The organism is Streptomyces sp. ME02-8801-2C, from assembly GCF_033793965.1.
GTDB lineage: Bacteria > Actinomycetota > Actinomycetes > Streptomycetales > Streptomycetaceae > Streptomyces.
The window spans coordinates 438,940-454,143 of record NZ_JARAXP010000004.1; the positions used below are offsets into that span (position 1 = coordinate 438,940).

Here is a 15,204-nt window from a genome sequence, read left to right on the forward strand (position 1 = left end):
CCGAGCCCCCGACCGCCCGCGACTGTCACAGCACTGTCGTACCGCCCCCGTAGAATCACCGCGTGGCCGGAAGGATCAACGACGAGGACGTGAAGGCGGTTCGGGACGCGGTCCCGATCGACGCCGTCGTGTCCGAGTACCTCCAGTTGCGCAACGCGGGCGGCGGCAATCTCAAGGGCCTGTGCCCCTTCCACGACGAGAAGTCACCGTCCTTCCAGGTCAGCCCGAGCAAGGGACTGTTCCACTGCTTCGGCTGCCAGGAAGGCGGCGACACCATCACGTTCGTGATGAAGGTCGACCACCTCTCCTTCTCCGAGGCGGTCGAACGCCTGGCCGGTCAGGCCGGCATCACCCTGCGGTACGAGGAGGGCGGCTACAACCCCGCCCACCAGCGCGGCGAGCGCATCCGCCTGGTCGAGGCCCACAAGATCGCCGCGCAGTGGTACGCGGAGCAGCTCGCGACCAGCCCGGAGGCGGACGCGGGCCGCAAGTTCCTGGCGGAGCGGGGCTTCGACCAGTCGGCCGCCGAACACTTCTCCGTGGGCTACAGCCCCCAGGGCTGGGACCACCTCACCCGCTACCTCCGCGGCAAGGGCTTCTCCGACAAGGAACTCCTGCTGTCCGGCATCGCCCAGGAAGGCCGCCGAGGCCCCATCGACCGCTTCCGGGGCCGCCTCATGTGGCCGATCCGCGACATCGGCGGCGAGGTCGTCGGCTTCGGCGCGCGCAAGCTGTACGAGGCGGACACGGGCCCCAAGTACCTGAACACCCCCGACACGGCGATCTACAAGAAGTCCCAGGTCCTGTACGGCATCGACCTCGCCAAGAAGGACATCGCGAAGTCGAGCCGCGCGGTCGTCGTCGAGGGCTACACGGATGTCATGGCCTGCCATCTGGCCGGCGTGACGACGGCGATCGCGACTTGCGGCACGGCCTTCGGCACCGACCACATCAAGATCCTCCGCCGACTGCTGATGGACAACGGCAGCGCCCGCGTGATCTTCACCTTCGACGGCGACGCGGCCGGCCAGAAGGCGGCGCTGCGCGCCTTCGAGGACGACCAGAAGTTCGCCGCCGAGACCTACATCGCGATCGCGCCCGACGGCATGGACCCCTGCGACCTGCGCCTCGCCAAGGGCGACCAGGCCGTAGCCGACCTGGCCGAACCCCGCACCCCGCTCTTCGAGTTCGCCCTGCGCCAGATCGCCGCCCGCTACGACCTCGAAACCCCGGCGGGCCGCGCCGCAGCCCTGGACGAGGCGGCGCCGATCGTGGCCCGCATCAAGAACAGCGGCGCCCAGCACGAGGTGGCCGTCCAGCTCGCCGGCATGCTCGGCATCCTGGACACTCAGTTCGTCGTCAAGAGGGTGGCCCAGCTGGCCCGTTGGGCCCGCGACCGAGGCGGCAAGGGCCCGGCCCCCACCGGTCAGCCACGCCAGTCCCACCAGTACGAGCAGACCTCCGCGCGCCCCTCAGGCCCGGCCCTGAACCTCCGCAACCCGGTCTACGCCACCGAACGCGAACTCCTCAAACTCGCCCTCCAGCGCCCCGAGTTGGTCTCCCCGGCCTTCGACGCCTACGGCATCGACGAGTTCACGGCCGCCCCCTACGCGGCGGTCCGCCAGGCGATCATGGAAGCGGGCGGCGCGGAGTACGGCGTCCAGGACCCCCAGGAGTACCTGGTCCGCGTCCGCGAGGTGGCCCCCGACAACACGGTCCGCTCCATGGTGACGGAGCTGGCGGTCGAGGCGATCATGCGCAGAACGGTCGACGACGTGTACGCGAGCGACCAGCTGGTCATGGTCCGCCGCAGAGCGGTGGAACGCCGCATCCAGGAGGTCCAGGTAACCCACACCCGCCTGGCCACCCACGGCGACCCGGCCGAACTGGCCGCCGTACAGAACGAACTGTGGGTACTCCAACAGTACGACCAGGCCTTGCGCGAAAAGGGCGCGGCGGCACTCTGAGCGGGCTTCACAGCTACCGCCCCTCGAACGCCACTGTCAGTTCCGCCTCGGCGGAGGATTCGCAGCGGACGGTGATATGCGTTTCGTACACGTGAGTTGAGCACAGGGAACCGGACACGCGCCGATCGTGCCAGGTCGGACCCCGAACGGGCACTCGAGTTTGACGCGACGGTAACCACGTGGTCACGGACCGGCCCCAAAAAGTCGTCGCACGCCCCTCGTGGCGGCGATGTGTCGTACTCCACACTGGGTTCCGGTGCCTGAGTCCTCGGAGCGCGGCCGACCCGTCCCCTACGGGTCCGACACCCCCGCGGTTCCGCTCAACGCGTACGGGACGGACAGCGGTGAGGCCGCCCAATCCGCCCCCCGAGTACCGCTGCCGTACGCCTCAGCAGCGATCATCCTGGAGGTCGCCCCCGTGCAGACCCAGACCCTCACCCAGACCGACAGCACTACCGCACCGACGCCGCAGCCCGACGCCGAGAACGCGGACGTCACGGATGCCACGGACGTCTCCGAGGTCATCGCGGCCGTGCCTCCGCAGAGCCGCGCCGCACACCACCCCGAGACGACCGGAACCGACAGCCCGCCCGACCTGGACGAACCCCCGCCGGACGCGCTCGACGCGGCAGAACAGGTCGAGCCCATCGAATCGACGGACCCTGGCGACACCGTCGACTCCACCGATCCCGGCGAGCCGGCCGAACGGCTCCGTGCCCGTACCCCCGCCCGCGCCGACACCAGCGGGCCCTCCTCCGACCTGTTCCGCCAGTACCTGCGAGAGATCGGTCGTATCCCGCTGCTCACCGCCGCCGAGGAGGTCGAGCTCGCCCGCCGGGTCGAGGCCGGTCTGTTCGCCGAGGAGAAACTCCGGCTCGCCTCCGACCTGGACAGTCAACTGGCCCTGGACCTGGACCGGTTGGTCGTCATGGGCCGGATGGCCAAGCGCCGGCTGATCGAGGCGAACCTGCGCCTGGTGGTGTCGGTGGCAAAACGGTACGTGGGCCGTGGGCTGACGATGCTCGACCTGGTCCAGGAGGGAAACCTGGGCCTGATCCGCGCCGTCGAGAAGTTCGACTACGCGCGCGGCTACAAGTTCTCGACGTACGCCACCTGGTGGATCCGCCAGGCCATGTCCCGCGCCCTCGCCGACCAGGCCAGGACGATCCGGGTGCCCGTACACGTGGTCGAACTGATCAACCGGGTCGTCCGCGTCCAGCGCCGAATGCTCCAGGAACGCGGCTACGAGCCGACGCCCGAGGAGGTCGCCGCCCACCTCGAGCTGCTGCCCGAGCGGGTCAGCGAGGTGCTGCGCCTGGCCCAGGAACCGGTGTCGCTGCACGCCCCGGTGGGCGAGGAGGACGATGTCGCGCTGGGCGACCTCATCGAGGACGGGGACGCCGCGTCGCCGGTCGAGTCGGCGGCGTTCCTGCTGCTGCGGGAACACCTCGAGGCGGTCCTGTCGACGCTGGGGGAGCGGGAACGCAAGGTCGTCCAACTCCGCTACGGCCTGGCGGACGGCCGCCCACGCACCCTGGAGGAGATCGGCCGCATCTTCGGCGTCACCCGGGAACGCATCCGCCAGATCGAATCCAAAACCCTGAACAAACTGAGGGACCACGCCTTCGCGGACCAGCTACGGGGCTACTTGGACTGAAGCCCCGCTCTACAAACGCCGGACGGGCTGACTTACCAGCCCGTCCGGCGTTTGAGGACGAGGCCCCTTAGGGCCGAAAGCGGGGGTCTGGGGGCGGCAGCCCCCAGTGATGGGACGGGTAGGGGCGGCGGGGGCGAGATCAATCCACCTCGGTCACGGCTTCCGCGAACTGCGCTTTGTACAACCGTGCATAAGCCCCGTCCGCCCCCAACAACTCCTCATGCGCCCCCTGTTCCACAATCGCCCCGTTCTCCATCACCAGAATCGTGTCAGCGTCCCGAATCGTCGACAGCCGGTGCGCGATCACGAACGACGTCCGCCCGTGCGCCAGTTTGGCCATCGCCTTCTGGATGAGCACCTCGGTCCGCGTGTCCACGGAACTCGTCGCCTCGTCCAGCACCAGGATCACCGGATCCGACAGGAACGCCCGCGCGATGGTGATGAGCTGCTTCTCACCCGCGCTCACCCCGGTCCCCTCGTCGTCGATCACGGTGTCGTACCCGTCGGGCAACGTACGGATGAACCGGTCCGCGTGCGCGGCCCGCGCCGCCTCCTCGATCTCCCCGCGCGTCACCTTGCGTGAACCCGCGGCCCCGTACGCGATGTTGTCCGCGATGGACCCGCCGAACAGCCAGGTGTCCTGGAGCACCATGCCGATACCGGCCCGGAGTTCGTCCCGGGACATCGACGCGATGTCCACCCCGTCGAGGGTGATCCGGCCGCCGGAGACCTCGTAGAACCGCATGAGCAGATTCACCAAAGTCGTCTTGCCGGCCCCCGTGGGCCCGACGATCGCGACCGTGTGCCCGGGCTCCACCGCCAGCGACAGATCCTCGATCAGCGGCTTCTCCGGCTCGTACCGGAAGGACACGTGCTCCAGCGAGACCAGCCCGCGCAACTCCTCCGGCCGTACCCCCGGCACCGGATCGGCCTGCTGCTCCTCCGCGTCCAGCAGTTCGAAGATCCGCTCGGCCGACGCCACACCGGACTGCACCAGGTTCGCCATCGAGGCGACCTGCGTCAGCGGCATGGAGAACTGGCGCGAGTACTGGATGAAGGCCTGCACGTCACCGATCGACAACGCCCCCGAGGCGACCCGCAGCCCGCCCACCACGGCGACCAGCACATAGTTGATGTTCGAGATGAACATCATCAGCGGCTGCATGACCCCGCTGTTGAACTGCGCCTTGAACCCGGCCTCGTACAGCGCGTCGTTCTGCTCGGCGAACTGCTGCGCCGACTCGTCCTGCCGCCCGAACACCTTCACGAGGGTGTGCCCGGTGTACATCTCCTCGATGTGGGCGTTCAGCTTGCCGGTGGTCCGCCACTGCTGCACGAAGTGCGGCTGCGACCGCTTGCCCACGCGCGTGGCGACGTAGAACGACAGCGGTACGGTCAGCAGCGCGACCAGCGCCAGCAGCCAGGACACCCAGAACATCATCGCCAGTACGCCGATGATCGTGAGGAGCGAGTTGATGAGCTGCCCCATCGACTGCTGGAGCGTCTGCCCGATGTTGTCGATGTCGTTCGTCGCGCGGGACAGCACCTCACCGCGCTGCCGCTTGTCGAAGTAGGACAGCGGCAGCCGCGACAGCTTCGCCTGCATGTCCTCGCGCATCCGGGACACGGTCCGGTTGACGGCCCGGTTCACCAGCCTCGTGGCCACCAGCATCAGCAGCCCGGCGAAGACGAACACGACCAGCGCGATCCCCAGCACCTCACCCACGGCGCCGAAGTCGATGCTCTTGCCCGGCGTGAAGTCCGTACCGGAGAGCATGTCGGCCATACCGCCCTGGCCGTGCTCCCGCATGGACGCGAGGACCTCGGCCTTCGTGCTGCCGCTCTCGAACTGCCGTCCGACGATGCCGGCGAAGACCAGGTCGGTCGCCCGCCCCAGGATCTTCGGGCCCACCACCGACAGGCCCACGCTCACGAACACCGCGCAGAGCATCACGTACATCGTGGCCCGTTCGGGCCTGAACTGGGAGAGGAGGCGTTTGCTGGACGCCTTGAAGTCCAGTGAGTTCTGGTCGGGGCCGCCTCCGGCCATCATGCGCCCCATGGGCCCGGCCATCAGGCGGCCTCCGCTTCCGTGAGCTGGGACAGGACGATCTCCCGGTAGGTCTCGTTGTCCGCCATCAGCTCGTGATGGCGGCCGGTGCCGACGACCCGGCCCTCGTCGAGGACGATGATCCGGTCGGCGTCCCTGATCGTGGCGACGCGCTGGGCGACGATCACGACGGTCGCCTCGGCGGTCTCGCGCGCCAACGCCGACCGCAGAGCGGCGTCCGTGGCGTAGTCGAGCGCCGAGAAGGAGTCGTCGAAGAGATAGATCTCGGGCCGCTGGACGAGCGTCCGCGCGATCGCGAGCCGCTGCCGCTGACCGCCCGACACATTCGTACCGCCCTGCGCGATCGGCGCGTCGAGCCCGCCCTCCAGCCGCTCCACGAACTCCTTGCCCTGCGCGACCTCCAGCGCGCGCCACAGCTCCTCGTCGGTGGCGTCGGGATGTCCGTACCGCAGATTGGTCGCCACGGTCCCCGCGAACAGATACGGCTTCTGCGGCACCAGCCCCACCGTCCTGGCCAGCAGTTTCGGCTCCACGGTGGCCACGTCCACGCCGTCGACGAGCACCTCCCCGTCGGTCGCGTCGAACAGCCGCGGTACGAGCCCCAGCAGCGTCGACTTCCCACTGCCCGTGGACCCGATCACCGCGGTCACCTCACCGGGCCGCGCCACCAGGTCGACGCCCTTCAGCACCGGCTCCTCGGCGCCCGGATAGCGGAACCCGGCCCCACGGATCTCCAGATGCCCGTGCCGCCGCAGCTCCACCACCGGAGCGGTCGGCGGTACGACGCTCGACGACGTACCGAGGACCTCCTCGATGCGCTCGGCGCACACCTCCGCGCGCGGCACCATCATGAACATGAAGGTGGCCATCATCACGGACATGACGATCTGCATCAGATAGGCGAGGAACGCCGTCAGCGCGCCGATCTCCATCCCACCGCTGTCGATGCGATGAGCACCGAACCACACCACGGCGATCGACGACACGTTGACGACGGTCATGACGATCGGGAACATCAGCGCGAGCAGCCGCCCGGTGCCCAGCGACACGTCGGTCAGCTCCTGGTTCGCCGTCCCGAACCGGTCCTTCTCGTACTCGTCCCGCACGAAGGCGCGGATCACCCGGTTGCCGGTGATCTGCTCGCGCAGCACCCGGTTGACCGTGTCGAGCCGTTCCTGCATCGTCCGGAACAGCGGCCGCAGCCGCCGCACGATCAACGTCACGCAGATGCCCAGCACCGGCACGACGGCGACCAGGATGCTCGACAGCGGCACATCCAGCCCCAGCGCGAGCACGATCCCGCCCACGCACATGATCGGCGCCGACACCATCAGCGTGAACGTCATCAGCGCGAGCATCTGCACCTGCTGGACGTCATTGGTCGTACGGGTGATCAGCGAGGGCGCCCCGAACTGCCCGACCTCGCGCGCCGAGAACGACTGCACGCGGTCGAAGACGGCGGCGCGCACGTCCCGGCCGAGCGCCGACGCCGTACGGGCGCCGTAGTACACGGCGCCGATGTTGCAGAAGACCTGCACCAGCGAGATGCCGATCATGATCGCGCCGAAGAGCAGGATGTAGCCGGTGTCGCCCTTCACCACGCCCTTGTCGATGATGTCCGCGTTGAGCGTGGGCAGGTACAGGGTCGCGCAGGTCTGCAGGAGCTGGAGCAGCACGAGCAGTCCGATGGGTTTCTTGTAGGGCCTCAGGTAAGTGCGCAGAAGTCGTATGAGCACGCTGAATCTCTCGGAGTCGGCGGTTTGTCCGTGACGGACGTTTGTCCGTTACGGACGATGGGGAGTGCCCCACGCACCCATCGTCTGACACTCCACCCGTGTTACTTCAACCGATTAATCCAAGAGCGGATTAAGAACCCGCCGAGCGGGGGAAGCTGTTCGCTCCCCCTCAGCTACGAAACGCCCCGGGATGCGTCTGCTCCCGCACGGACACGTACTGCTGACGCACCGCCTGCCCCACGGCCAACTCCTCACCGGGCTCCAGCACCTGCGCGGAGGCCCCCTGCCAGGCCGGCGGGGTACGCGGGTCGAGCGTGCCCTGCGACACCCCGAGCGCCCACGCGGCCTGCCGCGCGGCACCGATCGCCGCGTAGTCGGCGGGCTGCGGTACGACGACCTGCGCCCCGAACAGCGGCGGAGCCGCGGCCTGCACGGCGGGCAGCTCGGCGGCCGACCCGAGCAGGAAGACGCGCTGTACGTCGACCCCTCGCCCCCGCAGCACATCCAAGGCGTCCGCGAGCCCGCACAGCATCCCCTCGAAGGCGGCCCGCGCCAGATGCTCGGCCTTCATGGACTCCCGCCGCAGCCCCGCGAGCGTGCCGGCGGTGTGCGGCAGAGCGGGCGTCCGCTCACCCTCCAGATAGGGCAGCATCACCAGCCCGTGAGCGCCGGGAGTCGACTTCATCGCAAGGTCGGACAGACTCTCCAAGTCACCCAGCCCGAGCAACTCCGCAGTCCCCCGCAAGGTCCGCACGGCGTTCAGCGTCGTGACGACCGGCAGGTGCAGCCCGGTCGCGTCGGCCAGCGAGGTGATCATCCCGGTCGAGTCGAAGAGGGCCTCGGGATGTACGGCCATCACGGACCCGGAGGCCCCGAGCGACACCACGACGTCCCCGAGCCCCAACCCGAGCCCGAACGCGGCGGCCATGGTCTCCCCGGTCCCGGCGGAGATGAGCAGCCCCTCGGGCGTCGTACCGGCGGCGTCGGAAGGCCCGAGCACCTCGGGCAGCATCGCCTGCCGCCCGAGCGCGAGTTCGACAAGATCACCGCGGTACGCCCCCATCGCGGCCGACCAGTACCCGGTCCCGGAAGCCCCGCCCCGGTCGGTGGTCCGCCGCACCGGCCGCCCGAGAAGCTGCCACACCAGCCAGTCGTGCGCCTGCATCAGCACGGCGGTCCGCTGCGCGGCCTCCGGCTCGTTCCTCGCCAGCCACCGCAGCTTGGTGACCGGCTGCCCGGCCTGCGGCACACACCCCACGGCCTGCGCCCACGCCTCACGCCCGCCGAGCGCGTCGATCAGATCGGCGGCGGCGACCTGCGCCCGCTTGTCCCCGCCGACCATCGCCGGTCGTACGGTGTTGCCCTGGGCGTCCACCGGCACGAGCGCGTTCTGCTGCGCGGACACCCCGATGGCCTGCACGCCCTCGAGCAGCCCACCGCCGGCCGCCTCACCGAGGGAGAGCAGCCAGGCCTGCGGATCGACGTCGGAGGGCCGCCCGCCGCCCCCGCCCTCGGGGCCTTCCACCGGATGTGGCGCATAGCCCTGCCGCAACACGGTCCCCGTGTCCGCGTCGCAGACGACGATACGAGTGAAATCGGGCGAACTGTCCAACCCGGCGACTATCCCCATGGCGAAAATTCTGCCGTACGCGGAGAGGTGAACGCGCCGGGTCGGCCATCCGTGGGACACAGCCCTTGCGTTGTCGGTGCCCAGCGGCGTGTCGGCCGCGCAGATGTGGTCATGCCAACACCCGCACGCCGGGACCCGGCTCAGGTATTGCTGGTGCCCCAGTCGTCCGAGGCGCCCCCCGAGCCGTTGCGCTCACGCAGGGAACGCACCCGGTCGGAGACGGAGTCGGGCACGTGGTCACCGACCTTCTCGCTCATGGTGTGGAACGCCTTGCCGGCGAACTCCCGCCCCTGCAGCGCGGCCGATTCGGCGGTGTTGCGGACGGCGGGGTTCTGCGCGATCCGCTGGCCTGACTTCTTCAACTGTTCGTAGCGCTCGCGCCCGGCCCGTGTGCCCAGCACGTAACCCAGGGCCAGTCCGGCGACGAACGTGAGCCGGTAGCGCATGACGGCCACCTTTCCTTGGTGAGTAAGGGGACTGCAGGTGCGTGGCGGGCAGGGACGCGGCGAACCGATTGGCGGAGCACCCCCCTGCTTGCGCTAATGTATGTGTCGCAGCGAGCACACGCCCCCTGGCGACTACCCAGGGAGGTGCGTTCGATGCAAACGAGGCAATCCTCCGTAGCTCAATTGGCAGAGCAGCCGGCTGTTAACCGGCAGGTTACTGGTTCGAGTCCAGTCGGGGGAGCTTCGATCTTCCGTAGCTCAATTGGCAGAGCAGCCGGCTGTTAACCGGCAGGTTACTGGTTCGAGTCCAGTCGGGAGAGCGCTTGAACGAGGACCCCGTTGGGGTCCTTTTTCATGCCCGGCGGAACCGTGCGAGCCGCACCGAGGTCCTCATGGTCATGCGAAGCCGACCATCCGAAGCAGGAGATCGTATGAGCGGCTATGCTGCGGCAGACGGCGCGCACAAATGTGCGCGACGCGCCGTAATGGGGCGGTAGCTCAGCCGGTTAGAGCAGCGGACTCATAATCCGTCGGCCGTGGGTTCGAGTCCCACCCGCCCCACTTGTGCAGGCTTCTGACCTGCGGAAACGTTCATTTTGTCCTGCCGGATCGTCAACTTGGCCTGAACGGACTGAATCCGCTGCTCACAAGTTCAACTGTGTCTGCGGCGACTTGGGTAATGCTGCCCTGACCTGCGAGAACGGGGCGGACCTTGGTTCGCGTGGGCCGTAACGGCGGCCTGCACGAGAGGTCGAGGGCGGGGTTGAGGCCGCATTGAGGCCGAAGGTATGCGGAAAGCCGCCCGCGAGGCGCGCTGCTGTGGGTGGTGGATGGCGCCGATGCGGCCGGGGACGTCTGCAGCGCATGCGTGGAATTGCCGCCCTCTCGTAGGGCGCGGGAAACTGCCCGTACTGGAAACGGCCCAGGGAGGATTGTGTCCGCGGGCCGACTGCCCTTCGACAAGCTCGGTGTGTTCGACGGTCAGAGCCTGGCGGCAGCCAGGACCGTATACCGGTCTGCGGTGAAACTTGTGAGGTGCCGGGACGGCAGGATCTCGTCCTGCGGTGCCGGCTCCGAGGTGACCCAATCTCGGCCTGGCGGAAGACTGGATCGTCGTGCGAGGCGCCGGGTCCGGGGCGGGTACGTGGCCGCGGGCGTGGCGGAGCTGCTCGAACTTCGGGCGGCGGCCGTAGCACAATCGTTCTGACCCGAGGAAAGTCCTTCTCCGGGGCGCTTCGCGTTCAGGTGAACGCCTCAGCCCTCCCGGTGCCTCGGCGCGCGCCTGTGCGGAGAGGTGACGAACGAGCGGACGGGTGCCGAGGTGTAGGCCCGGGCCAGCCCGATCAGGTGGGTCTTCTCGGCCGTGAGGGTTGACGCGTGCTCCTGGCGGGTGGGGAATAGCGGCGGCTTCCCATGGTCAAACGATTCTGCAGGGGACTCGCACCGGGGGCTGCCCGCGAGCCTTGCCTGGTGCGCCTCCTTCATCACACACGCCAGGACCACCGCGTCGGCCTGGACGGGTGTGAGGTCCAGGGGGCGGACATGGTCGCGGGCGAGCAGGGGGAGCTCGGGTGGAACGTAATGATCGAGTTCCAACATGGCGTCCCGGATCTCGATGAGCTTGCGGTAGGCGAGCAGTCTGTGTGGTACCGGTGGCCAGACGAGTTCGAGGAGTCGCGTGCGGCGCCTGGTCAGGACGACATGGGGGACGGCGGCCACCAGTTCGTGCCAGAGGGGCCAGAGGCGCCACACGGTGCGGGCGTTGGCCAGGGTGAGGGCGAGCGTGACGGCGGTGGGTACGAGGATGGCTGTCGCGCGCAAGAGGGCGTGCAGGTTGATCAGGAGCGGGAGGTACGGCAGACCCCACGACACGTCCAGCATGAGGCGGAGCAGCCGACCGATCCAGAAGAGCGTGGCGAGCGCGGTGCCTGAGGCGAACAGCCAGAGAGCGGTGGCGAGGGGGCGGTCGTTCGTGCGCAGGCCGTACCAGCAGCAGACGATCACGCACACGGAGTTGGCCACCACGTGGGTGGAGATGAGTGTCAGCCAGTAGGAGAAGGACGGCGACGGGCCCCCGGCGGGGAACCACGCCTTGTACACGGACTCCTTCGCACTGAAGAACAGCCGGTCCCAGTGGAGCGCGGGACGGGTGTGGCGTAGCGCCGTCAGGTGGCCCCGCTCGGACGGTGACGCGATCCGGCGGAGAAGACCCGGCGGCAGTGGCGCGTGGGGTTCGGCGTCGATGCCCAGGGCGGCGACATCGAGCCTCCGGGACACGGCAGCGGCACGGTAGCCGTCGCAGTGGGTCATCGAACCCACCACGCCCTCCGGCCAGGTCGGCGCACCCCTCTCCCCCGGGACCATCGGTCCGGCCGGCCGGCCGAGGGAGGTCAGGGCGACCCGCGCGCAGTGCCGTACGGTGGCGAACTCCCGCCGTCGGCGGTCCTCTGCTCAGCACAGCCGCCTCCTCCGGGAAGATCCAGGCGTCCGGGACGTCGCCGAGCTCCTCGGCGGTCAGGGCCGCTTCCGGTACCAGCCCGGTCAGGAGCGTGGGCATCATCGCTTCGCCTCCGACGGCTTCCCGCCCATGGGCCGGGCGGGCTCCGCGAGCCGTGCCGCCGCCTGCCACTCCGTGGCCAGCTCCCGCAGATCCGCGTCGACCATCTGGCGCGGGTAGGCCCAGCGCAGCAGAGGCGCGGTCATGGCGGTGGTGACGAGGGCCATGACCACCATGAGCGAGTACAGCTTCGCGTCGAGCAGCCCCAGTTGTAGTCCCGCGCCGAGGATGATGAGTTCGGTGAGACCGCGGGTGTTCATGAGGATGCCCAGGGTCGTCGCCGACCGCCCGGTCCGGCCCGCGACCCGCGCTCCGAGGTAGGCGCCGCCGAACTTGCCTCCGATCGCCACGAGGAGGATCAGGCCCAGCTCGCCGGATCCGTCCGCGTCCACCGTGCTCAGGTCAACCTTCAGCCCGGCCACCGTGAAGTACGCAGGAAGCAGCATCCAGGTGATCGTCTCGAACCGGTCTACGACCGCCGCGCGCAGCCGCTCCGTGCCGTGGCGCGGCACGATCGCGCCGGCGAGGAACGCGCCGAAGATGAAGTGCAGCCCGAACCGCTCGCTCAGCGCACCGGAGACGAGCAGCAGCACCGTCAGCACACCGAGCGTCGCGGCACCCGGCTCACGCTCCCCGCCACCCGGCCCTCTCGGCTCCCGGGTGGCCAGGAACCTGCCGAGGAGCGGCCGTACCACCGCGATCATGACCACGGCGTACGGCAGGACCAGCAGCACCTGCCAGGAGCTCTGGCTCCCTGTGAAGGTGAGGACGGCCGCGAGCAGCAGCCAGGCGACGACGTCCCCGACGGCCGCGCTCGCCATCGCCAGCGCACCGACCCTGGTGTGCTGGATGCCCCGGTCGGTGAGGAGGCGGGCCAGGACCGGGAAGGCCGTGATGGACATGGCCGCGCCGATGAACAACACGAAGCCGAGCCGGTTGCCGACCGCATGGTCGTTCCACAGCCACACCGCCAGCAGCACGCCGAGGCCGAAAGAGCAGACGATCGACCCCACGGACACCCCGACCGCGGCGCGCTTGTCCGTGCAGCAGCCGGTGGTCGAGCTCGAGCCCGACAAGGAACATGAACAGCGCGACGCCGAGGTTGCCGAGCGTGCTGAGCATCGGCCGGACGTCCGAGGGGAACACCGCGTCGGAGAGGGCGCCGTGGAACAGGGTCGGACCGAGCAGGATGCCGGCGACGATCTCGCCGAGGACGGCCGGCTGGCCGCACCGCCGTGCAAGGCGCCCGAGCACGTGCGCCAGCGCCAGGATCAGCGCCAGACCGACCATGATCATGGCCGTTTGATGGGTGGTCACGAACACTCCTTCTCTACGGGGCGACGGGCCCGCGCCGGCGGTGCCGTACCCGTTCGGGGACAGCGGAGAGGCCGGACGCCGAGGGTGTCCAAAGCGTTCGACACGGCGATCCGGGCGTTGCTATGTTGAGAGGCATGTCGAGTCCTGAGGCGGAAAGAAGCGGGCCACCGGTGATCTGGTGGCTGATCGCGTAACCCTCTGACGACCCTGCTTTTTCCGGCCTGTCGCCGAGCAGTGCGTCGTGCATCCGCCATGGATCAACCGCATCGCGGGATCACGCCCGGAGTTCTCTCCGGGACGTCTCCCACGCGACCGCATGACCTTCCGTGCATGCGTCGCGTCTCCCTTTTCTGCGATGTAGTTGGAGCTTCTTCATGCCATTCGCCATCTACGTTCTCGGGCTGGCCGTATTCGCCCAGGGAACGTCGGAATTCATGCTGTCCGGGCTGGTGGAGGACATGGCCGCCGACTTCGGCGTGTCCCTCCCGGCCGTCGGCTCGCTCACCTCGGCCTTCGCCGTCGGCATGATCGTCGGCGCACCGCTGGTCGCGATGCTGAGCCTGCGATGGCCGCGCCGCCGGGCGCTGCTCGCCTTCCTCATCACCTTCCTCCTGGCCCACGTCGTGGGCGCCCTCACCCACAGCTTCGAGGTCCTCTTCGTCACCCGGGTGATCGCCGCACTGGCCAATGCGGGCTTCCTCGCCGTTGGCCTCGCGACCGCGGCGAGCATGGCCGGCCCCCAGGTCAAGGGCCGGGCGACCTCGGTGCTCCTGAGCGGAGTCACCCTCGCCTGCATCGCGGGTGTCCCCCTCGGCGCCGTACTCAGCGAGGTCTGGGGCTGGCGCTCGGCCTTCTGGGGTGTCGCGATCGTCTCCACCCCCGCGGTCTTCGCGGTGCTGTGGTCCGTGCCGGCGACGCCCGTCGACCCCGCGGCTCCCAGCGTCCGCCACGAGCTTCGGGCGCTCCGCACGCCCCCGGTGATCACGACGCTCGTGCTCGGGGCGCTGGTCAACGGAGCGACGTTCTGCTCGTTCACGTACCTCACGCCCGTCATCACGAACGTGACGGATCTGAGCTCCGGGTGGGTGCCCGCCACGCTGGCACTGTTCGGTTTCGGGTCCTTCGTCGGGGTCAACGTGGGCGGCCGGCTGGCGGACAGCCGTCCCGGCCAGGTGCTGGCGGTCGGTGGTGCGGCCCTGCTGGCTGGCTGGCTGCTCTTCGCCCTCACGGCCGCGAACCCGGTCGTGGCGCTGATCCTCGTCTTCGTCCAGGGCGTGCTCTCGTTCGGCGTGGGCTCCACGCTGATCGCGCAGGCCCTCTACACGGCCTCGGACGCCCCCACGCTGGCCGGCGGCTTCGCCACCGCCGCGCTGAACGTCGGCGCTGCTGCCGGACCCGCCCTGGGCGGTCTCGCCCTGGGCGCCGACCTTGGCTACCGCTCGCCGCTGGTGGTGAGCGCCGTGCTCGTCGCCACAGCCCTGGTCCTGGCGGTCGTGGCCCGGGCCATCGGCATCACCGGCGGCAAGGGGGGCACCGACGCCCCGGAGAACCGTCCGGCCGAGCGTCCGGTTGATGCCCGTTCCTGACCGCCGCTCCCCGTGTCCGGTGGCCCGTCCTCCTCGTGGGGATGGGCCCCACCGGTCATATGGTCTGACGTATGTAATATTATGGTCGACAGGTAATGGCGCGACCGTTCTGCTGCCGCTCGGACGGCAAGTCATGGGTCGTTGTGGCGACATGACGGAGCGTCTCGATATCCCGAGCGCACCGCGATCGTCTTCGGTGACGACCACATCACGTACGCCAGCCTCGACGGCGCCGCC

Annotated in this window: 9 protein-coding genes, 3 tRNA genes and 2 pseudogenes; 6 read left to right on the plus strand and 8 right to left on the minus strand. The window is 69.2% G+C overall.

Features of this window, described 5'->3' with window-relative positions:
• Positions 1-62: 62 nt before the first annotated feature.
• Positions 63-1,967 carry a DNA primase gene (gene dnaG / locus PV396_RS15245; protein WP_319204808.1) on the plus strand — a complete coding sequence of 635 codons (1,905 nt, stop codon included), beginning with the start codon at positions 63-65 and terminating at the stop codon, positions 1,965-1,967.
• Between the two features lie 256 nt (positions 1,968-2,223).
• Positions 2,224-3,624 (plus strand): RNA polymerase sigma factor, encoded by a 1,401-nt coding sequence (locus PV396_RS15250; protein WP_319204811.1) that lies wholly within the window; start codon positions 2,224-2,226, stop codon positions 3,622-3,624.
• Between the two features lie 139 nt (positions 3,625-3,763).
• On the opposite strand, the gene PV396_RS15255 is transcribed toward PV396_RS15250, so the two are convergent.
• The 4 genes from PV396_RS15255 to PV396_RS15270 all read right to left on the minus strand — a co-directional run bounded on the left by PV396_RS15255 (position 3,764) and on the right by PV396_RS15270 (position 9,507).
• A complete protein-coding gene (locus tag PV396_RS15255) occupies positions 3,764-5,698 on the minus strand; it encodes an ABC transporter ATP-binding protein (protein ID WP_319204813.1) in 1,935 nt (644 codons plus the stop codon).
• The gene (locus PV396_RS15260; RefSeq protein WP_319204816.1) at positions 5,698-7,431 is read right to left on the minus strand and encodes an ABC transporter ATP-binding protein; all 1,734 of its coding nucleotides are present in this window, start codon (positions 7,429-7,431) and stop codon (positions 5,698-5,700) included. Before PV396_RS15260 ends, PV396_RS15255 begins: the two co-directional genes overlap by 1 nt.
• 169 nt (positions 7,432-7,600) lie before the next feature.
• The gene (locus tag PV396_RS15265) at positions 7,601-9,061 is read right to left on the minus strand and encodes an FGGY family carbohydrate kinase (RefSeq protein ID WP_319204818.1); all 1,461 of its coding nucleotides are present in this window, start codon (positions 9,059-9,061) and stop codon (positions 7,601-7,603) included.
• Between the two features lie 140 nt (positions 9,062-9,201).
• Positions 9,202-9,507: a YtxH domain-containing protein gene (locus PV396_RS15270; RefSeq protein ID WP_319204821.1), complete on the minus strand. Its 306-nt coding sequence runs from the start codon at positions 9,505-9,507 to the stop codon at positions 9,202-9,204.
• A gap of 168 nt (positions 9,508-9,675) precedes the next feature.
• Between PV396_RS15270 and PV396_RS15275 the strand changes: the two genes are divergently transcribed.
• From PV396_RS15275 to PV396_RS15285, 3 genes are all read left to right on the plus strand, one after another.
• Positions 9,676-9,748, plus strand: a tRNA-Asn gene (locus tag PV396_RS15275).
• A 6-nt stretch (positions 9,749-9,754) separates the two neighbouring features.
• A tRNA-Asn gene (locus PV396_RS15280) sits at positions 9,755-9,827 on the plus strand.
• A gap of 167 nt (positions 9,828-9,994) precedes the next feature.
• Positions 9,995-10,068 (plus strand) — tRNA-Ile (locus PV396_RS15285).
• A gap of 693 nt (positions 10,069-10,761) precedes the next feature.
• On the opposite strand, the gene PV396_RS15290 is transcribed toward PV396_RS15285, so the two are convergent.
• From PV396_RS15290 to PV396_RS15305, 4 genes and pseudogenes are all read right to left on the minus strand, one after another.
• Positions 10,762-11,817 carry a DUF6545 domain-containing protein gene (locus PV396_RS15290; RefSeq protein ID WP_319204824.1) on the minus strand — a complete coding sequence of 352 codons (1,056 nt, stop codon included), beginning with the start codon at positions 11,815-11,817 and terminating at the stop codon, positions 10,762-10,764.
• Positions 11,818-11,838: 21 nt separating this feature from the next.
• Positions 11,839-11,901: pseudogene (locus PV396_RS15295) on the minus strand (phosphopantetheinyl transferase); the annotation flags it as partial.
• A 162-nt stretch (positions 11,902-12,063) separates the two neighbouring features.
• Positions 12,064-13,083: a cation:proton antiporter gene (locus tag PV396_RS15300; RefSeq protein ID WP_319204827.1), complete on the minus strand. Its 1,020-nt coding sequence runs from the start codon at positions 13,081-13,083 to the stop codon at positions 12,064-12,066.
• 82 nt (positions 13,084-13,165) lie between these two features.
• A pseudogene (locus PV396_RS15305) lies at positions 13,166-13,360 on the minus strand (cation/H(+) antiporter); the annotation flags it as partial.
• A gap of 395 nt (positions 13,361-13,755) precedes the next feature.
• On the opposite strand from PV396_RS15305, the gene PV396_RS15310 reads away from it, so the two are divergent.
• Positions 13,756-14,967, plus strand: coding sequence for a Cmx/CmrA family chloramphenicol efflux MFS transporter (locus tag PV396_RS15310; RefSeq protein WP_319204829.1), 1,212 nt, complete (start codon positions 13,756-13,758; stop codon positions 14,965-14,967).
• Positions 14,968-15,204 lie beyond the last annotated feature (237 nt).